The 21276-nt window shown below is 43.8% G+C and carries 15 protein-coding genes; 13 read left to right on the plus strand and 2 right to left on the minus strand.

Annotated features, from left to right (window positions below; genetic code table 11):
• Nucleotides 1–304: 304 nt before the first annotated feature.
• The 4 genes from MusilaSJ_RS03020 (at nucleotide 305) to MusilaSJ_RS03035 (ending at nucleotide 8327) form a co-directional block, all read left to right on the plus strand.
• Nucleotides 305–1846 carry an alginate export family protein gene (locus tag MusilaSJ_RS03020; RefSeq protein ID WP_274988602.1) on the plus strand — a complete coding sequence of 514 codons (1542 nt, stop codon included), beginning with the start codon at nucleotides 305–307 and terminating at the stop codon, nucleotides 1844–1846.
• A 107-nt stretch (nucleotides 1847–1953) separates the two neighbouring features.
• On the plus strand, nucleotides 1954–3240 hold the full coding sequence (locus MusilaSJ_RS03025) for an MFS transporter (protein WP_274988603.1): 1287 nt from the start codon (nucleotides 1954–1956) through the stop codon (nucleotides 3238–3240).
• A 124-nt stretch (nucleotides 3241–3364) separates the two neighbouring features.
• A complete protein-coding gene (locus MusilaSJ_RS03030) occupies nucleotides 3365–6880 on the plus strand; it encodes a nitrate reductase (protein WP_274988604.1) in 3516 nt (1171 codons plus the stop codon).
• Nucleotides 6881–6884: 4 nt separating this feature from the next.
• Entirely contained in the window at nucleotides 6885–8327 is a 1443-nt protein-coding gene (locus MusilaSJ_RS03035; protein WP_274988605.1) for a rubredoxin, read from the plus strand.
• An 88-nt stretch (nucleotides 8328–8415) separates the two neighbouring features.
• Here MusilaSJ_RS03035 and MusilaSJ_RS03040 read toward each other — a convergent pair whose 3' ends face one another.
• A complete protein-coding gene (locus MusilaSJ_RS03040; protein WP_274988606.1) occupies nucleotides 8416–9393 on the minus strand; it encodes a 3-keto-disaccharide hydrolase in 978 nt (325 codons plus the stop codon).
• A gap of 123 nt (nucleotides 9394–9516) precedes the next feature.
• Here MusilaSJ_RS03040 and MusilaSJ_RS03045 point away from each other — a divergent pair, with 123 nt between their 5' ends.
• From MusilaSJ_RS03045 to MusilaSJ_RS03065, 5 genes are all read left to right on the plus strand, one after another.
• Complete coding sequence (locus tag MusilaSJ_RS03045) at nucleotides 9517–10110, plus strand: RNA polymerase sigma factor (RefSeq protein WP_274988607.1); 594 nt, start codon at nucleotides 9517–9519, stop codon at nucleotides 10108–10110.
• A gap of 70 nt (nucleotides 10111–10180) precedes the next feature.
• The gene (locus MusilaSJ_RS03050) at nucleotides 10181–11125 is read left to right on the plus strand and encodes a FecR family protein (RefSeq protein WP_274988608.1); all 945 of its coding nucleotides are present in this window, start codon (nucleotides 10181–10183) and stop codon (nucleotides 11123–11125) included.
• 123 nt (nucleotides 11126–11248) lie between these two features.
• Nucleotides 11249–14602 (plus strand): SusC/RagA family TonB-linked outer membrane protein, encoded by a 3354-nt coding sequence (locus tag MusilaSJ_RS03055; protein WP_274988609.1) that lies wholly within the window; start codon nucleotides 11249–11251, stop codon nucleotides 14600–14602.
• A gap of 18 nt (nucleotides 14603–14620) precedes the next feature.
• The gene (locus MusilaSJ_RS03060) at nucleotides 14621–16159 is read left to right on the plus strand and encodes a RagB/SusD family nutrient uptake outer membrane protein (RefSeq protein WP_274988610.1); all 1539 of its coding nucleotides are present in this window, start codon (nucleotides 14621–14623) and stop codon (nucleotides 16157–16159) included.
• Between the two features lie 74 nt (nucleotides 16160–16233).
• Nucleotides 16234–17286: a metallophosphoesterase gene (locus MusilaSJ_RS03065; protein WP_274988611.1), complete on the plus strand. Its 1053-nt coding sequence runs from the start codon at nucleotides 16234–16236 to the stop codon at nucleotides 17284–17286.
• Nucleotides 17287–17427: 141 nt separating this feature from the next.
• Here the strand turns inward: MusilaSJ_RS03065 and MusilaSJ_RS03070 are convergent, their stop codons facing one another.
• Entirely contained in the window at nucleotides 17428–17844 is a 417-nt protein-coding gene (locus MusilaSJ_RS03070) for a DUF1003 domain-containing protein (RefSeq protein WP_090525787.1), read from the minus strand.
• Nucleotides 17845–18021: 177 nt separating this feature from the next.
• On the opposite strand from MusilaSJ_RS03070, the gene MusilaSJ_RS03075 reads away from it, so the two are divergent.
• The 4 genes from MusilaSJ_RS03075 (at nucleotide 18022) to MusilaSJ_RS03090 (ending at nucleotide 21213) form a co-directional block, all read left to right on the plus strand.
• Complete coding sequence (locus MusilaSJ_RS03075) at nucleotides 18022–19536, plus strand: lipase maturation factor family protein (RefSeq protein WP_274988612.1); 1515 nt, start codon at nucleotides 18022–18024, stop codon at nucleotides 19534–19536.
• A gap of 91 nt (nucleotides 19537–19627) precedes the next feature.
• A complete protein-coding gene (locus MusilaSJ_RS03080; protein WP_274988613.1) occupies nucleotides 19628–19963 on the plus strand; it encodes a HopJ type III effector protein in 336 nt (111 codons plus the stop codon).
• Nucleotides 19964–20015: 52 nt separating this feature from the next.
• A complete protein-coding gene (locus tag MusilaSJ_RS03085; RefSeq protein WP_274988614.1) occupies nucleotides 20016–20213 on the plus strand; it encodes a hypothetical protein in 198 nt (65 codons plus the stop codon).
• Nucleotides 20214–20373: 160 nt separating this feature from the next.
• Nucleotides 20374–21213, plus strand: coding sequence for a chromate resistance protein ChrB domain-containing protein (locus MusilaSJ_RS03090; protein ID WP_274988615.1), 840 nt, complete (start codon nucleotides 20374–20376; stop codon nucleotides 21211–21213).
• The last annotated feature ends 63 nt before the right edge of the window (nucleotides 21214–21276 follow it).

The raw sequence follows: 21276 nt of genomic DNA on the forward strand, positions 1-21276 counted from the left end.
TTTCATCTATTAATAAATTGTTAAAAATGCATTTCTGCTGTTTTTGATCGTTTGTAATTTGAGTTTTTATCAAAAAATATAGTTTTTAATGATTTTAATCATAAAAATTCATTTTAAAAATCAATTATTTGTACGCAATCATTAAATAAGTTATATTTATCATAATTAAACAGATAAATTAATCAAAAAAGATTGCGCCTATGGTAAAAATCAAAAATGCATAAAAAAGCCCTGCCGGGAGGTCGCATTCCCAGACAGGGTTAAATAGTTTTTAATCGCTTTAACAAATAAAAAACCAATTCAAATGTACAAAAATGTATCTAATCAATACACTATTGGAAAAATTCTATTAATTATATCATGTTTCGTTTCTTATAATGCTTCTGCGCAGCTATCTTTAACAGGGCAGATCAAAACAAGGGGCGAATTACGTGATGGTTATGGAACTTTAGAACCGGTAGGTAACAAAAATGCAGCCTTCGTGTCACAACGAACGCGGCTCACCTTCAATTACAAAAGCAGTAAGCTTATTTTCCAAACATCGGTACAGGATGTAAGGCTGTGGGGCCAGGATGCCTCAACTATTACGATCAACGATGGCAGCCGGTTAAGCCTTCACGAAGCTTGGGCGGAATTGATCCTCTCCAACAAAAAAGACACTTCCTTTAAAAAATCGCCTGTCGATTATTTCGCTATAAAAGCTGGCCGACAGGAAATTAGCTATGACGATGAACGCTTGCTTGGCGCTACCGACTGGATTCAGCAAGCCCGCAGGCACGACGCCATCGTATTAAAACTTCTTCAATCAGGCTGGCAGGTTGATCTCGGCGCTGCCTTTAATCAAAGCTCTGATGCTATTAACTATAATGGCACCTATTATACACCGGCCAATGTACCCGCTACAGTAAAGGATAGCAAAGGTAATTTGGCTAATACCCCTGCCGGGCTTATCCCGCTGGTAAATGCTTCGGGGGTTAGTGCCAAAAACGGCAATCTTTCATTTTTAAATCCTCCCGGTACTAACGGGCAAAACCAAAACTATAAAGCACTTGAATATCTCTACTTTGCTAAAAAATTTAATAAAACTAAAGTAACCGGCCTTTTCCTGGCCGATCAGTTTGCCAAATACAAACTCGATTCGGTAAAAAATGTATCAGGCGAAGACGTTGGTTATATATACGGTCGGCGGTTTAATCAACCTGGAGTTAATACCCGTTACACAACCGGCTTGCTTATCAATCCCGTTTTCGGCAGTAAGGATGAATGGGCTGCTACAGGCGGCTTTTACTATCAGGGCGGACATGACCGTGATGGTGCTGAGTTAAGCGCTTATACTTATACCGCATCTTTATCATACAAAAGCGGTAACATGGCTTATACAGCCGGATGGGATTACCTGTCAGGAAACGATGCGCTTTCCACCTCAAAAACCAATCACAGGTTTGATCCATTGTATGGTACACCGCATAAATTCTGGGGTTATATGGACTATTTTTATGCCGGCAGTGGATCCCCAACCGGCGGCTTGAGCAATCCGTATGTTAAAATCAAATATCTTTCAGACAATAAGCGCTTTAGCGTTGATTTGGCTAATCATTACTTCCTGTTGGCTAAAGATCAGAAAGGAACAAACGGACAGCCCATTGACAAATACCTGGGTACCGAATTTGACCTCACCAACAGCTATAAGCTCAACAAATTTACAGCTGTTGATCTGGGTTTATCTTACATGGCAGCAACCCACAGCATGGAATATGCTAAAGGTTTAACGCCGGATAGCAGCAAACTGCACCCGTTTTGGGCGTACCTGCAGCTTAATATCAAACCTGAATTTTTAAACAAGTAACGTAGGCTGAAAGCTTAAGGCTAAAAGCCGAAAGCAAGAAATGTTAAAAAATCAAAGTACAAACAAACAGCTTTTAGCCTTAGGCTTTGAGCTTTAAGCTTAAAAAAATGGAAAAACAACTTACCAAACTCAACATATTTTCATTAAAAGGTGTACAAATGCGCACCTTTCACATCACATGGCTCATGTTTTTTGTATGCTTTTTTGGCTGGTTCGGCCTGGCGCCATTAATGCCAACCATCCGCGCCGAATTACATCTGAGCAAAGGACAAGTAGGTAACACCATCATTGCATCTGTTGCTGCAACCATTATAGCCCGCCTTATTATAGGCAAGCTTTGTGATACCTGGGGGCCTCGCAAAACGGCGGTTAGGTTATTAATTATCGGATCGCTGCCGGTATTCCTGGTAGGCCTGGCTCATGATTACACCTCTTTTTTATTGTTTCGCCTGGCTATTGGTGTAATAGGTTCATCGTTTGTAATTACCCAGTTCCATACTTCTATGATGTTTGCACCTAATATAAAAGGTACAGCAAACGCGGTAACCGGTGGCTGGGGTAACCTTGGCGGCGGTATAACCAATATGGTAATGCCTTTAATATTTGCTGCCATAGTAGGGGCCGGCTTTACCAAAGCCGAAGCCTGGAGGTATGCCATGATAGTTCCGGGTGTAATGATGCTGATAATAGCATTTGTATACTGGAAATTTACCAAAGACACTCCTAACGGTAACTATGATGAAGTAGGTTATGCCAAAACCAATCCATCAAAAACCGACTGGTCGATATTGGCTGACTGGCGTGTTTGGGCACTTACACTGGCCTACGCCATGTGCTTTGGTATGGAGATCACTTTTGATAACGTAGCCTCCCTGCATTTTGTGGATACATTCCATCTCTCACAAAGCTCGGCAGGTTTCTGGGCAGGTATATTCGGCTTCATGAACATTTTTGCCCGTGCATTAGGCGGCATTGTATCTGACAAAGTTGGCGGTAAATTCGGAATGCGGGGCAAGGGCTTATTGCTTGCCGGCGTACTGTTGCTGGAAGGTATTGGTCTTGTTCTGTTTGCACATTCGGGCAGCCTTACAATGGCTATTATCTCCATGCTATCATTTGCGCTGTTCCTTAAAATGTCAAACGGCGCTACTTATGGTATAGTTCCGTTTATCAATAGCAAAAATGTGGGGATGGTAAGCGGTATTGTTGGGGCCGGTGGTAACCTTGGAGGAATGCTGTTTGGGTTTCTTTTCAAGTCCGAACATATCACTTATATACAGGCATTTACTTACATCGGTATAACTGTTATGGTGATTTCCGTGATTGTGCTGATCACCCGTTTTCAAAAACAGGCTGAGGCTCAAACAGCAGATGAACCCGCTTTGGCTTTATAAGCTTAAAGCCCGGGCAAAAAACTTTAAGCAGAAAGCCATTAACGCTTTCTGCTTAAAATACATATAAATAGTAATAAATAAAAGAGCTTTTGGCTTTCAGCCTTAAGCTTTTAGCTTAAAAGAAATGTCTAACAAACGCCCTCAAAATACATTTAAAAGTACTTGCTGCTACTGCGGGGTAGGCTGCGGCGTGGTAATTAATAAAGAAAAAAATGGCAGTATAACGCTTGAGGGCGATAAGGACTATCCTGTAAATAATGGCATGTTGTGCAGTAAAGGGCTTAACCTGCACTACACAGCTAATGATAAAACCGACAGGCTGCTATACCCTCAAATGCGCTATAATAAAAGCATGCCCCTGCAAAGGGTAAGCTGGGACGATGCATTGGAGCGCACAGCAGCCATTTTTAAAACGTTCATTGATAAATACGGGCCGGATTCGGTTGCATTTTATGCCTCAGGCCAGTGCCTTACAGAGGAATATTACGTTGTCAATAAGCTAATTAAAGGTTTTATCGGCAGTAATAATATAGATACCAATTCACGTTTGTGTATGAGCAGCGCGGTTGCCGCTTATAAAATTGCTTTAGGCGAGGATGCTGTACCTGTTTGTTATGACGATATTGAACTGGCCGATTGCTTTTATGTTACCGGAGCTAACCCAGCCTGGTGCCATCCTATTTTATGGCGAAGGGTTGAAGCGCATAAAGCCGCAAATCCCGATGTGAAAATCATTGTTGTTGACCCCCGGGTTACGGATACCTGCAGCAATGCCGATCTGCACCTGCAGTTAAACCCGGGTACCGATATCACCCTTAACCACGCTATTGGCAGGGTATTGATAGAGAATGGGGATATCGATATTGATTTTGTAAACAATCATGCTGATGGTTTTGAGCAGTACAGCAAATTGGTATTTGAACGTACCCTTGCTGAATCGGCTGCTATTTGTGGTGTAAGTGAAAACGACATACGGCTTGCTGCCAGTTATATAGGCGATGCAAAAGGTTTCATAACGATGTGGACAATGGGGCTAAATCAAAGCGCTGTTGGGGTAAATAAAAATTTAAGCCTCCTGAATCTTAACTTGATAACAGGCCATATTGGTAAGCCGGGATCTGGCCCATTATCGCTAACCGGGCAACCAAATGCTATGGGCGGGCGTGAAGTGGGAGGGCTTGCTAATCTTTTACCGGCGCATCGTGTTTTAACTAACCCGGCAGACAGGGCGGAGGTACAGAAGTTTTGGGGAGGTACAGAGATAGCCGCAAAACCAGGTCTTACCGCAACGGAGATGTTTGAGGCATTAAATGATGGCCGCCTTAAAGCCATCTGGATCATGTGTACCAACCCATTAACCAGCTTGCCAAACGTACGCCTTGCCGAAGAGGCTTTGAAAAAAGCAAAGTTTGTAGTGGTTCAGGAGATTAGTAATAAGCCCGAAACACTGGCTTATGCCGATGTGATCCTCCCCGCAGCAGCCTGGGCCGAAAAGGAGGGTACTATGACCAATTCTGAAAGGCGGATCAGTTATTTGAGTAAAGTACTTGACCCACCGGGCGAGGCTATGCCGGATAGCGAGATCATTTGCCGTTTTGCTCAAAAAATGGGGTACAAAGGCTTCGACTTCAAAAATGCCGCAGAAATTTATGCCGAGCATGCTAAACTAACAGGCAAAACCAATATTGATATCAGCGGGCTTACGCACGAAACCATCATACAACAACGATCAATACAATGGCCTTATAAAAAACGTAATGCGATACCAGGGACACCCCGCTTGTTTACTGACAAGCAATTTTATACCGAAACACGTAACGCTAAAATAAGCGCGGTACCGGATGGGCATACCAGCGAGGTTCCTGACGGCGACTATCCTTTCATTCTAACTACCGGCCGCATCCGCGATCAATGGCATACCATGAGCAAAACCGGTAAGGTAAATAAGCTTAACCAGCATATTAAGGAATCATTTATCGAGATCAATCCTGTTGATGCTGAAGCATTAGAGATCAGGGAAGGCGATGTTACTATTATTACATCCCGAAGGGGTGAAGTGAGGGTAAAAGCCCGGATTACCGAACAAATAAAGCAGGGCGTTGTTTTTGTGCCAATGCATTGGGGCAAGATCCTGAACAATGATCTGCACCGCATTAACAATGTTACTAATGACGCACTTGATCCGATATCAAAGGAGCCGGATTTTAAGTATTGCGCGGTAAAGATCCAAAAATATAAAAAGCCATTTCAAAGAATTGTGGTTGTTGGCGCCGGTGCCGGTGCACACGGTTTTGTACGATCATACAGGGAACTTAATAAAGATGATGAGATCATCATTTTCAGTAAAGAAGATCATCCTTTTTACAATCGTGTTATGCTGCCCGATTATATTAGCGGTGAACAACGCTGGGAGCAGTTGGTTAAAATGACCGATGAAGAAGAACCCGAACTTAAAATAAGGTTATTACGCGGCGTAAGCGTCGAGAAAATAGATCGTGTTAACAAATATGTGCTGGATAGCCGGGGAGTCAAAACTTATTACGATGTGTTGCTGTTGGCCACAGGTAGTCGTGCGGCAATTCCTAAAAACGTACCATCGCTGCCGGGGATCTTCAGTATGCGCAGCCGTAACGATGCTGATAATTTCAAAAAGCATGTGCCTAAAAACGGGCATGTGGTTATAGTGGGTGGCGGCTTATTAGGCTTAGAAATGGCCGCCTCTCTGCGTGAAATAGGAATTACCATCACCATCATTCAGCGTACGTCAAGGTTTTTAAACCGCCAATTGGATGAGTTGGGCAGCAGGCTTTTGCACGAAGAAATGGTTGACCAGGGTTGCGACATCTTTTATGACGATGAAGTGCAGCTGTTTTACGGCCGCAGCAAGCTTACCGGTATCGGCTTAAAAAGCGGGCGAAAAATTGACTGTGATGCCATGATCCTGGCCATCGGTACTACGCCAAATCTTGAAATAGCCAAGGATTGCGGTCTTGAAATTAAGCGCGGCGTAATTGTGAACGAACGGTTGCTTACCAGTGACCCCAATATATACGCCATTGGCGAAATAGCTGAGTTTAACGGCACCCTATACGGTATAACTGCCGCTGCCGAACAACAGGCAGCAGTTGTTGCAGGTTATATGAACGGCGACATTGCCAGTTATTATAAGGGAAGCCTGTTTATGAATATCATTAAAATTCATGGTTTTGATCTGTGCAGCATCGGTTTATCTGATTGCCCGAATGAAAAAGACTATGAAGAAATTGTATTTATTGACAAGGCCAAGCGCTATTATAAAAAATGCATTATTCACCAGGACAGGCTGGTGGGCACCATTTTAATTGGTGATAAAGGAGAGTTCCAGGAATTCAGGGAACTGATAGCAAACAAAACCGAGCTGAGCGATAAGCGCCTTAAATTACTTCGCAGTGGTAAAACGGCCGAACCTGTTTTGGGCAAGCTGGTTTGTAGTTGTAACAATGTTGGTGCCGATAATATCCGTAATAAAGTGGCCGGCGGCTGTACCCAACTGGCCGATGTTTGCAGCCAAACCGGAGCCGGCACAGGCTGCGGGTCATGCCGGCCTGAAGTGAAACGGCTGCTTGAAGAAGTACTTCAGCAGCAATTAGTAAAAGCTTGAAACAATGGAGAATAAGCAACTGATCAAGATTAATTTGCCGGGAGGCGTAGCCTCTGCAGGTGATTTTTACGAGATGCTCATCATCGCGCAAAATGCGGGTGCTAAACAGGTTCGTTTCGGGAACCGGCAGCAGCTTTATTTCGAAATTGAAGAAGCACAGCTGGAGGATCTGGAATTTGATATGCTTAGTGCCGGTATTGACCATGAAGTTAACCAGGATACTTATCCCAATATCACCAGTTCGTATATCGCCGATGGTATTTTTAACCAGGAGAACTGGCTCAAAGAAGGTGTTTATAAAGATATTTTCGATCTTTTTGACTATCAGCCCGAACTGAAAATAAACCTGGTTGACAGCAATCAAACTTTTGCGTCATTTTTTACCGGTAACCTTAATTTTATTTCTTCGCCGGTAAGTAATTACTGGTATTTGTATATCAGGTTTCCTAAAACTAATATCCTGTATTGCTGGCCTGTATTGGTTTATTCGGATGATATTCCCGCCATTGGCAAAGCAATACAACAAGTAATATTTGCTAACAAAACACTGTTTTACGACCAGGTTGAAATTAATCCCGATAAGCTCTATCAATTAGTTACTGCAGGCCACCAGTTTGTGACCCAGGAAATTGAACAGCCACTTATTATTCCTGAATTTCAACTACCCTATTATGAGGGCTTTAACAAGCAGGGCAACAAATACTGGTTGGGCATTTACAGGCGCCATGAGCTTTTTGACATTGAGTTTTTGAAAGATATTTGTAACCTGTGTATGCAAACCAGGGTTGGACAGTTATATTTTAGCCCATGGAAATCTCTGCTTATAAAAAATATCGAGGCCAGGCACCGTCCATTATGGGGCAACCTGCTTAACAAATACCGGGTAAACATCAGGCATGCTTCAAATGAGCTTAACTGGCAGGTTGAAGATCTTTGCAATCCCTGCCTCGAGCTTAAACAGCAACTGGTAAGCGAGTTTGAAGAGGCTGATTTAAGAACTTATGGCCTGAGTTTTGCCATAAAGCGTTCGCCTAAATCGGGGATCTATGGTTCTGTTATGATCCGCGCGCGGATGCCCGATGAATTTGAAATTGTGCATACCCGTGATTTTAACCACAATACCCGCGAATTTGTGATATACAAACAAGGTGTAGCAAAAGCAGATCTAAGCAGGCATCTGACAGCGCTTTGTGATATGTTTTACGAGCAGCAAATCAATAATTTATCGCCGTTGCCCGTAAGTAAAACAAGTACTGAAATTAAATCACCCAATCAAAAAACTGTTCATCAGTGCAAAAGCTGTTTCACTATTTATGATGAGTTGTATGGGGATATCTTTAATAATATAGAACCCGGAATGCCTTTTGAAAATTTAAGCGACTATGAGTGCCCAACCTGCGGCGCCGAAAAGGAAAACTTTGCAGAACTGATATATCAAGCCGATTAATCGTTTTTAAATAAAAAAATTTGATAAAAATCGGCCTGTTTGCTTAGTGTAAACAGGCCGATTTTTTTAATAATATGCCTTCGATAATTTATTTTGCCGGAGTAATGATAATGTTTCTGTAATCGATAGGCCCATGATCCCCCTGAATCAGCAGCGGCCCTGGTTCGCCTTCTTTACTGTCGATAGCCCCGCCGGTAATGCCCGGAATCTCCTGCTGGCATATCACCATGGTGCCATTGGCTACGATGGTAACTAAACGCCCAACCAGTGTAATGTCATATGATTGCCATTCCCCGGCATTTTTCGCCATCATTTTATTAGGCGGCAGGAAACCGTAAATAGCACTAAACTGGTTATTGATAGGTTCAGGCTCACCGGTTTTAGTGTCGATAACCTGTACCTCATAGCGCCCTCTCAGGTAAACGCCGCTGTTGCTGCCTTTTTGATAGCGAAATTCGATGTGTAATTTAAAATCGCTGAATTTTTGATCGGTGATAAGGTTTGCGCCGGAGTGCTTGCTCCTTAATATGCCCGATTCTACTACCCATTGGTTTTTGCCGTCCGTATGCCAGCCTTTGGTGTCTTTACCGTTGAACAGTTTAACAGGTTTGCCCCAAACCGGTGCCTTTGCCCTTGTCATTAACGGTGCCCGCACACCGGTGAAATGGTAGGTAGCACCATCTGTATATACCATTGTCCCGGTTAATTCTTCCCCCTTAACTTCAAATTCAAAATCCATGTTTCGGCTTCCTTCTTCCCATTGTGGCGGGATAGAAAAACTGTATTTGCCGTCATGCGGCTTCACCTCCGATATCGGGCGCGCGCTTCCAAAAGCATAAGTAAAACGGCCAATCAGGGTATGTGTTCCTGATTTTTGAACTTCCAGCCAGGATGGAAGGCTTTTGCCACCTTTGTCGATAGTAATATCCCATCGGCCGATAACTGCAGGATCCTTTATTTGTTGAGCTTTGGCTCCCGAAATTATTAAAAGCAGCAATCCCGCGATAAGCGGTATGCGGATGAATCTGCTATTTGAGTTCTTTTTAATAGTAGGTTGGTTTCTCATAATTTTTAAATCTACAAACTATCATCCAATATTTTATTAGACGATTAGTTTTTTGTAACAACCATGCAGCGATCATTTTCTTAAAGTTTAGTTAACATTAGTAATGTAGGTTTGTAGCATCAAATGATAGAAATTGCCGATACTATTTTACTTTCCCGAATCAAGGAAGACGATCATTCGGCGTTTGATCTGCTGTTTGAGGGTTACTGGGAGCGCGCATACCGGGCAGCCAGGGCCAGGCTCGATGATCAAGCACAGGCGCAGGACCTTGTGCAGGAAATTTTTATTAAGCTCTGGCAGCGCAGGCATTCCCTAAGCATTCAAACAAGTTTCGAGCAATATTTATTGAGCGCAGTACGTCTGAGCGTGATCAGTTATTTCAGATCGCAAAAGGTTACGCATGTGCGCCTGGAGGATGCGCTGCAGCGTGTAGAATTACTTGAAAATTCCATACATGACCATACCGGATATCTTGAGTTGGAGCAAACGCTTGAACAGGCGGTTAAGCATATGCCCGAAATGCTTCAAAAGGTTTACGAACTGCGCAGCGAAAACCACTCAGTAAAAGCAATTGCCAGCGAATTAGGACTGGCCGAGCAAACGGTAAAAAATTACATTTCTGAAGTACTGCGTCGGCTGCGTATCGTTATCTCCGAAAAACACCCCGAACAAAGCGCCGCTTATTTAGCACTAATACTATTTGTGCTTTACAATTAATTAACAAAATGTTGATGTAAATTATAAGTACCTCCTGGGCTTTTTGACGACTTACTGTTGAAAACCCATTATGGAGCTACGTAAATTTATAAAACAACTCGGCCGGTACCAGAAAGGCACAACTAACGAAACCGAAAAAACGATCATTGAAGCCTGGTATGATTCATACGATGCCGGGAATGAAAAGCAAGCGTTGCCGCCAGAGGAGCTGGAGCGCGTAAGAAATGCTATGCACACAAAGATCAGCGGTTCCATCAATACGCCTGTACGGTTGATGTGGTTTAACTATCGAATTGCTGCAAGTATTTTATTGTTATGCTGCTCGGCTACGTTGATTTATTTTCTGAGAAAGCCAGCAACTGTAGTTCCGGAAACTTATACCACTTTAAGTACACATAACGGTGAAATCAGGAAACTGACGCTGCCCGACAGTTCTGTTGTTTGGCTAAATGCCCAAAGCCGGGTACGGATTCCTTCTAATTTTGGTAAAACTATACGCCAGGTTTACCTGGATGAGGGCGAAGCATATTTTGAAGTAAAGCATAATATCCATAAGCCATTCAGAGTTATCACGGCGCCACTGCAGGTACAGGTTTTGGGTACGTCGTTTAATATCAACGCATATCATAGCCTCCCTCATGTAAAAGTTACTGTTGTTACGGGTAAGGTTGGGGTAAGTAAAGGAACAAAACTGCTGTCATTCCTCACGCCGGGAGAGGAACTTAGTTATACGACGGATGGTGGCTCCTTTGAGCAGAAAAAAGTGGATGCCGATCAAAGCCAGAGCTGGAAGGATGGCGACACCTATTTAAACCGCGTAAAGTTTGACGAACTGTCACTGGTTTTTAAGAACCTGTATGGCCTTACTTTAAAAGCGGGCAGCAAACGGGTGCATGATTATTTATTCACCTTACGTATTAAGCGCAATACACCGGCCACAGAAACGCTGAAACTGATCAGCGCCATACATAATGCACATTTCAGAAAGGAGGGTACCAACGTAATTATTTATTAACCCTTTAAAAAGAAACCGGTCCTGTTTCAGCAGGAGCCGGCTTTAATTTCAGCAGGTGAAGGTTTGCCGACCCCAGCCTGCAATGCTCAGCATCTATTTGACTATTACAAAGCAATCAAAAATATGAATTTCCATACACAGTTATGCAGACAGTTTATGCGTATCTCTTTTTTACTAATTTCCATATCAATAACCATCGGCCTGGTATCAGGAAAGGCCACTGAGTTAGCAGCCCAGGGGGTAAACACCCGGCTTGATATCACCATCGGAAACGAAGACCTTTCTTCAGTTATAAAAAAGCTGGAACAAAAGGCCAACGTCGCTTTTGCCTACGATGAGGTGTTTTTAAAACTTACCGATAAACATACTAATGCAGCAAACTATAAGAACGAAAGTCTGAAAAATATCCTTACGGCCTTGTTTAAAGGGCAGGAGATAGGTTTTAAGGAGCAAGCCGGCAATATCATAGTTTACAGACAGCTTACCGGGCGGATAAGCGGAAGAATAACTGATGAAAGCGGACAGCCTTTGCCTGGAGCTTCGGTAAGCATTGTTGGTACCTCATTTGGAATGATGACAGATGCAGACGGCAGGTACAATATTAGTATACCCGAAGGTACTTACACCGTGGCTGCTTCATTTGTGGGTTACACCCGTGTTGAATCTGCTAATGTTATAATTAACGGTAATCAAACCACCACGTTGAATATTAGCCTTGTGGCTGGCAGCCAGTTAAAAGAAGTAACCGTAAGTTACGGTAAACAGCGTGTAAGGGAAGTTACAGGTTCGCTTACCCAGGTAGATGCAGCCCCACTTCAGGATATGCCCGTAATGCAGTTTGCCCAGCAATTACAGGGCAAGGCCGCCGGCGTTCAGATTGCACAAAGCAGCGGACAGCCAGGCCGTGGTGTGGAGTTCAGGATCAGGGGAGCAGCTTCGTTTTATGCCAGTAATCAGCCTTTAGTGGTTATAGATGGGATCCCCGTTACAGGTAGCATCAATAACATGAACCCAGCCGAGATCGAGAGCTTCAGTATATTGAAAGATGCTTCGGCCACGGCACTTTACGGTTCACGAGCAGCAAATGGTGTAATCCTGATCACTACCAAACATGCTAAACCCGGCGATGCGCAGATTGAATTTAATGCCAATTACGGCGTGCAGAAAATACCGGGCGAGCGTGTTCCAAAAATGATGGATGCCCGTGGCTTTGCCCAGTACATGAATGAAAAATTTGCCGATAGCCGTCAGTACGAACCTGGCTATACAACAGCTACCCCAGCCGATTATTTGAACCCGGAGCAATATGGCGAAGGTACTAACTGGTATAAACTGCTTACCCGTACTGCTCCGATTCAAAGTTATGACATCACCATCCGCAGCGCGCGCGAAAAATCAAGTTCGACAGTTATGGCTGGTTACCAGGAGCAGCAGGGCGTACTGATCAATACCGGCACCAAATTGTTTTCATTGCGTATAAATCAGGACCTTTCATTAAGCAACAATAAATTAAAAATAGGCTTTAATCTTGCGCCAAGCTATCGCCTTGATCATAACAACCGTTTAGGTACTGATGGGGTTGGCGGTTTGTTTGAAAGGATTTTTGAAGCCAGTCCGTTAAAGTCGCCTTATAATGCAGATGGCAGTTACAACCGTGATACTTATTCACCGAGTATGGTGGCTTATATTAACCCGCTGGCCCAGTTCAACCTTACTAACGATGATTATAAAACTACACGCATCCTGGCCAATGGCTATTTAAACTACGAGTTTTTAACCGGCCTTAGCATCAAAACTAATATTGCTGTAGATAAAGGCGGTGAAACGCGGCAGTATTTTCAGTCGGGTGTGGTTACTTCAACGGTAGGCCAGGCCACCGGAACCAGCAGTTCGGTAGATAATGGATCATATACAGCGGAGGCGAACCTCGTTTACCGTAAATCTTTTGGAAATCATAATATCGAAGCGCTGGCAGGATATTCTGCTCAAAAATATAGCGGTACTAATAATACCTTAACCGGTTTAGGTTATCCAAGTGATGATATTCCCTATTTAAATGCGGCGACCAGTTTATCTGCAGGTGGGAGTTCATATAATGCCTATTCGTTGTTGTCAAGTATCGCACGTATTAACTACAACTACAAAGGCAGGTACTTGTTACAAGGCGCAATTCGTCGTGACGGTTCATCCCGCTTTGGCTCAAACCAGAGTTACGGTAATTTCCCATCAATATCTGCTGGTTGGGTAGTAAGCGATGAAAAGTTCATGGATCGTTTCAGCTTTCTTAACCTGATGAAGATCCGTGCAAGCTATGGCGTAACCGGTAATAATTTCTTCCCTGGTTATTATGATGCACAGGCAACCATCGGAAAATATTATTATGAATTTGGTGGCGCATCTGTGGCCGGGCAAACTATTAATCGATTGGCTAATGATGACCTTCGCTGGGAACGCAATAAACAGTTCGATATCGGTTTAGACCTGTCGCTGTTTAACAATCGTTTGAATTTTACTTACGATTATTACCACAAAATATCCGACGGGCTTATTATGCAGCGCCCTATACCTAAGGCATCAGGCTTCACCAGCATCCTGGATAACGTTGGTGCCATTGAGTTATGGGGACACGAGTTCACGGTTAATTCAACCAACCTTAACGGGAAATTGAAATGGACAACTAATTTAAATATCTCGTTCGACCGCAACCTGATCAAAAACCTGGTTTCTCCGGGCTATATCCGCCGTAACAATACCGTATCGTCCGATTATTACCGCCAGCAGGAGGGACATCACCTGGGCGAGTTTTACGGCTTTGTGTTTTTAGGCTTATATAAAGATGCCAATGATTTGGCTAATTCGGCCAAATATGGCAGCGCCTCGGATGTTGGCACTATCAAGGTTAAGGATATCAATGGCGATGGTGTTATTGATGATGTAAATGACCGCACCTTTATCGGCGATCCTACGCCAACTTTTACCGGCGGCCTCACCAATAACTTTGTTTATAAGAACTGGGACCTGAACATACACATGGCCTTTTCAGTTGGGGGCAAAATATTAAATGCCGCTAAATGGGCCTATCAAACCAACCTGGATGGTTCACGTGTGATGCTTGCCGCTGCTGCCGACCGCTGGAGATCGCCGGAAAACCCGGGATCGGGGGTTTATCCACGCACAAAAACCGGCACTACGGCCATGGGAAGGCAAGTTAACTCACAATGGGTTGAGAATGGTTCTTACCTCACCGCAAAAAATATCTCTCTGGGTTACCGCTTTAACCTCGGTGATAAATTTTTGATGCGCAGCCTGAGGGTATATACATCGGTACAACAGGCTTTTGTATTTACCAAATATTCGGGAATGAACCCCGAGATCAACTTCGCCGGGCTTGATCCTACACTGGGTATCGGTGTCGATGAAAATGCTTACCCTATCCCACGCACCTTTTCATTTGGTGTGTCGGCAACTTTTAAATAATCTCCCAAAGACCATTGTATGAAAAAGACATATATTATCCTTGCTTTAACAGCACTTACCGCTGCTTCATGTAAAAAAGACTTTATTGACCTTACACCCAGGGATTCCTATACCGATGCTACATTTTATAAAACTGTCGATCAGTTTAAGCAGGCCGACATTGCGGCTTACGCACCCCTGCGTGATGTTTTGGTAAACGATTACTTTACATCTGAAATGCGCTCGGATAATACCATTTACCAGGCTTATCCCAGCAACCGTGGTACCGCGTATTTATATCGCGAAAGTATTTCAAACTTCACAAATACATCTACCAATGATTATGTGAACGCTGTTTGGCAGCATTGCTACACAGGTATCTCCCGCACCAATATTGTTATTGAGCGATTGAAGGCAACAGATTTTGATGCGGCCGTTAAAGCGCCTATTGACGGCCAGGCCAAGTTTTTAAGGGCTTTCTATTACTTTAAACTGGTTAGGTTATTTGGCGGTGTGCCTTTATTTTTAAAGGAAGTGACCAAGGCCGAAGATGCCTTTTTACCGCGCTCTGCAGCAGATGCTGTATACAATCAGATTATTGCTGATGCAAAGGATGCCATAAGTGAACTAAGCGCCCCGGCGAAGTTTCCGCAAACAGGCGAAGCTACTAAAGGATCAGCCACAATGCTGCTGGCCGAGGTTTATGCTACTCAAAAGAAATGGGCAGATGCCGAAACGTTGCTAAACACGCTCTCGGGTATGGGTTACGGCCTGAACGCTAATTATGCCGATGCATTTACACCAGGCAATAAAAATAGCAAAGAGTCGATATTTGATATTCAGTTTTTGGAAGGGACTGTTTTGGGAACTACGCCTAACCCGCTGCCTTTCCATTTTTTACCACGGAGTACCAATACTTCAATCGTCACCGGTATAAATATCAACAACAGCTCAACCGGCGGCTGGAATACACCTACACAGGATCTGATCAATGCCTATGAGCCCAATGACAAGCGCCTTGATGCTTCTATCGGGATTGTGGAAGGTGCCTACAATGCCAGCGACCTGTTTGTTTATTCGGCCAATAAAAGTGTAATTGGTTATACGCCGGCGGCTGGTAAAATGGGCGTACCTTACATCAAAAAGTACGAGCACCCGCCACTCATTGCGGTTACCGGCTCAAGTGATAACTTCCCTGTTTACCGTTATTCAGATGCATTGCTGCTTTTAGCCGAAGCACAGAACGAGCAGGGTAAATCGCCATTAACTGCACTGAACACAGTAAGGTCAAGGGCTGGGCTACCCGCAACAACCACTGCCGACCAGGCATCTTTGCGCGCTATCATAGCACATGAACGCCGGGTCGAGCTGGCCTTCGAAAACCACCGCTGGAACGATCTTGTACGCACCGGCAAAGCTGTTGACGTGATGAACGCTTTTGGAGCTGTACTAAAAACTCAGGTAAACTACCTTACACCTGATACATATAATGTAACAGCCAACAAATTGTTATATCCCATCCCACAGCCCGAAATTGATTTAAACCCTGGTCAGATGACTCAAAACCCGGGTTATTGATCCATCAATGTTTACTGTCCCTGCTTTCGGATTGCTGAAGGCGGGGAATAGTTTCACCATTAAACTAATACCACATGTTACCGAAATACAGAAATGCATTCGCAGCCGGGCTTTGCCTTGGCTCATTATTGTTGAATAACAGCGCGCAATCAGAACCATTGCTTCCAACAGATACCGTGTTAAACACTCCGGGACCCGAAGCAACGGTTAAACCCGGCGATTTTTCAATCGCTGTAATTCCCGATTCGCAATACTACCTGGCCCAGGCACAGCTTGGCGGAACTTTTGAGATGTTCAAAGCGCAGATTGACTGGATCCAGAAGAACCAGACCAAAGAAAACATAGCCTATGTAGCACACATGGGGGATATTACCGAACATGGTGATAACCCGGTAACAGCCAGAAGTGAGTGGTACCTTGCCAAAACCGCGCTTTATGGCCTGGAAAATCCCGTTAGTATTCCTTATGGTTTGGCTGTTGGTAATCATGACCAGTTCCCGTCACAACACCCGGTTACTGGCACTACTAATGGATATAATCAATATTTTGGTGTAAAACACTTTGAGGGACGTTCATATTATGGCGGTCATTACGGTAATAATAACGATAGCCATTATGACTTGTTTACAGCAGGCGGCATTGATTTTATCGTGTTGTTCCTCGAATTTGATGCTTTTAACGAAGATCAGGCAGGCATGTATGGCTGGGCTAACCAAATTTTAAGCAAATACGCCTCCCGCAAGGCAATCGTAGTAAGTCATTCAATTTTACATTTTAACCCGGTAGCCGGTTCAAACACCCCGCAGGCTCCTTTTAACGCGCAGGGCAAGGCTATTTATGAAAGCCTTAAAAACAATCCCAATTTGTTTATGATGCTTTGCGGGCACGTTGGCGATAATGGCGAGGGGTATCGTACGGAAGTTTTTAACGGCCACACAATTAAGGCTTTCCTTAACGATTATCAAAGCAGGCCAAACGGTGGTAATGGGTTGATGCGTTTGTATAAGTTTTCGGTTAAGCGCAACGAGTTGTCAGTCAAAACATTTTCTCCTTATGCCAAAACAAGCGAAACGGACGCCGATAGCCAATTTACGGTTCTTTTATTTGATACACCTGTAAAACAATAGCTATGAAGATTTTTCTTAAAGCGCCGGCAACAATTGCCCCGTAGTTTCAAGGATACTTTTTACACTCCATAACGATTGGCAAGGATTACGAAACCAACCATCCTGAAAAGGCGGTTGGTTTCATGTTTGTGCGATTATGGATTATTCTTTATCCATTTTTTCAAGCAGTGCCAGGATTCTGTCGAGCTTGTCTACTTCAATGGCGTTTAAGCGCAGTTGTAATTCTTCAATTTCTTTTTTTGCTTCCACATTGGTTCGGAAATCTTCATTGGCCTGGGCGCGGTCACGCTCATTTTGGCGGTTCTGTGCCATCATGATAATCGGCGCCGCATATGCCGCCTGGGTTGAAAACAACAAGTTTAATAAAATGTAGGGGTAGGGATCCCAATGGCCAATAAAGGCCACTACGTTTAGCGCCATCCACAATGCAACAATTAAGGTTTGAATGATGATGAACCGCCATGAACCCATGCCAGCCGCTACAGAGTCGGCCAATCGCTGCCCAAAGTTCATGGAATCGATATGTCTTTGATACCAGTTTTTTTTATTGTTTGACATTTTTTAAGAATTAAGCTTTAGGTAATAAATATATAAATTTAATTGCCATGGCTGCTTTTATTGGGCTGAACTCCTTAAGCTATGAGCAAGAAAAGTCATTTTGATTCGCATACTGCGTTAATCAAATATTTCTACCCATAATCTTCAAATCTCTGTAACTTTAAGATACATGTCATTATGTTAGATAGCTTTGAACATACCTCAGCACCTCAGTATTGGCTCACTCGTTTTGTGATTCTTCGCCTGCTGGGTGCGGTTTACGCGGTGGCGTTCCTTGTGGCTATAACCCAGGTGCTGCCATTAATCGGCTCAAATGGCTTATTACCGGTTGATCATTATTTGCATCAGGTAAGTATAGCACTGGGTTCAAAAGGAGCAGGGTTTATGCGGCTGCCTTCAGTGTTTTGGTTTTGGCATTCAGATCAGGCATTACTGCTTGTTTCATGGACAGGTTTAATTTTATCCCTGATTGTTGTGGCCGGTTATGCCAACGCGCTTTCAATGGGGATATTGTGGGTATTGTATCTATCGTTGGTACATGTTGGGCAGGACTGGTATAGTTATGGCTGGGAAATCCAATTGACAGAAACCGGCTTTCTGGCTATATTTTTATGCCCTTTGCTGGATATGCGGCCTTTCCCAAAACGTCCGCCGCCTTTGCTTATCATTATTCTGTTTCGCTGGCTCATCTTCCGGATCATGTTTGGGGCGGGAATGATTAAATACCGTGGCGATGAGGTGTGGCGCAACGGTACGGCACTGTATTATTATTTTGAAACCCAGCCAATACCGGGACCGTTTAGCCGCTGGTTTCACTTTCTGCCACATTCGTTATTGCGGCTTGGTGTTTGGTTCAATTGGCTGGCCGAACTATTGGCACCCTGGTTTGTTTTTGGCCCGCGGATATTAAGGCACATCGCAGGTACCGTTATCATTCTGTTCCAATTTGCAATCATCCTGAGCGGGAACCTCTCTTTTTTGAATTGGCTTACCATTGTGCCTGCGCTGGCTTGCCTGGATGATGGTTTGTGGGCTACACTCTTGCCGGGCGTACTTGTACGCAAAGCTGCGAAAGCTGCACAGGAAGCAGAGGTTTCACAACCCATGCAATACACGGTGCTGGCGGTGGCTTGTATTGTAGGGATGCTCAGCATCCAGCCTGTATTCAATCTCTTATCGTCCAAACAAATTATGAATACTTCGTTCGACCCGTTAGAACTCGTGAACACTTACGGCGCGTTTGGCAGCGTTGGAAAGGAACGTTACAACGTGGTTTTTGAAGGAACAAGTGATATCAATCCCGACAGCGCAAACTGGAAAGCTTATCCTTACAAAGGGTTGCCTGTAGCGCCTGGTGGGCCGCTCCGCCAGGTGGCGCCGTACCAATTAAGACTGGACTGGGAGATGTGGTTTGCCGCAATGTCCACAGCCGATCAGTATCCCTGGACATATCACCTGGCCTGGAAACTATTACACAATGATCCGGGGGTAGTTGGTTTATTTGCCGGAAATCCGTTCCCGGGAAAACCACCGCGTTATATTCGTGCTGTTATTTATCGTTACCGTTTTGCCCGTCCCGTGCCCGGTGCTGACCCCTACTGGAAACGGGAAAAGTTAGGATTATGGTTGCCCGTGCTTTCCGTGCAAAACCCGCAATTTGTTGCTTATCTGAAAGGTCAGGGCTGGCTATAAGCTACGGTTAATCTGGCTCCATTTCAATTGAAATCAACGTCCTGCATCAATAACTGTTTTTAAATTTTATTTTCGCAAAAATATTTTCTTTATGAAAGAACAATTGTCTGATCTACTTACTGCCCTAAAAGGTGGCACGGTTACATTTAATGACGTCATCGAATTTATTAATAATTATTACGAGCATCAGCCAACTGCATTTAAAAATGGCAATGTTTATAACGAAGCCGCGCAGAACCAGGGTAGCGCCAGGGTTTTCGCTTTTGCACAATTCAATAATCTAAGTGAACCCGATACGCTTTATTTATTTGCGGAGCACTACAGGGCCGTACTGGCAAATCCAGATGGTACAGATCATCAAAATATCCGTCAGTTTATGCTTATGGCTGGCCGGGAATCACGTTTGAAGGGGATGCCCTGGTGTTAAAGTCAGGACAGGCCTGAAATTCGCGATATATCATTTAAGTATTACTTTATGATTGGAATATAATATTGCATTGTTCAACAATTTGGATTCATCCGATATAGGTGACGAAATATCAAATTCGTTGTACCAGCGTATATCGGGTCTTGGAGGGAAACCATACCGGGACAGGAGTTACGAGTATTATTTCAGCGAAAAGGTGATAACTAACGATGCTAAAGGTATTGGCGCATTTATATTTAGCCAGCGTTGAGGTAGAGCGCCTGTCCGATGTGCATAGCCGAATAACAAAACCATAATTCTGGTAGCCGAAAAAATCTTATAGTTATGATAATGATTATCACTAATTCCATTGCCGATTATAGGAACGGAGTCGCCGCTAATATGCTTTAGATTTTTAACTTTGATCCACTATGAAATGGATCACGCGTGCCCGTCCTAAAATTGACCGTATTGCCTGCCCCTGGCTTATTAAACGCTTCATTGATCCTGAAGGTGAAATCATCTATGTTCCGTACGAGGAAGTGCTGGCGAAGGCAGCTGAGCTGGATGCTATCCCTTTTGATATTCCCAATGTAGAATATACCCACTACGAAGATCAATGCACCTTTGATTATTTCCTTAAAAAACACCAGTTAAAAGATGCAGCTTTAAACCGGCTGGCCTCGATAATCAGGGGCGCGGATACCGACCGTCACGATTTTGCGCCACAATCAGCCGGGCTGGAAGCGGTATTTTCGGGGTTAAGACATGATATTGCCGATGATCAGCAACTCCTGGCATTAGGCATGGTAATTTATGATGGACTATACAACTGGGCCAAATACCTCCATAAACAAAAACATACAGATGGGCCTGTTGAGCAAAGACTTATACAAGTTTATCATCAATATCTTAAAACTAAAGGAGATAAAAAAGCGCCATCCTGGACAAAGGAACTTAAAGAGATGATCCAGGATCAGATCGATACCAATATGAGCCTGAGCCTGCAACAGGCATCTGAAGAACTGGAGATCAACCCGGCTTATTTATCCAGGGAGTTTTCCAAATATTTTGAAAATATGAGTTTTGGCGACTATATCCGGAAAATGCGGATTGAAAAAGCCATTAACCTGATGGGGACCACCGCCCACAACTTCACCGAGATCGCTTACCTAACCGGCTTTTCTGATCAGGGCCATTTTTCCAGGATTTTTAAGCAGCATACGGGCCAAAGCCCTTCGGAGTATAAAAAAAGCCTGGCTAAAAAGTAAAATCTATCCAAATGGTAAATTTTATTCAAGCTTTTCCTGTAGATTGTTTATAGCGTTGCATCA

The sequence above is a fragment of the Mucilaginibacter sp. SJ genome, assembly GCF_028993635.1.
Classification (GTDB): Bacteria; Bacteroidota; Bacteroidia; order Sphingobacteriales; family Sphingobacteriaceae; genus Mucilaginibacter.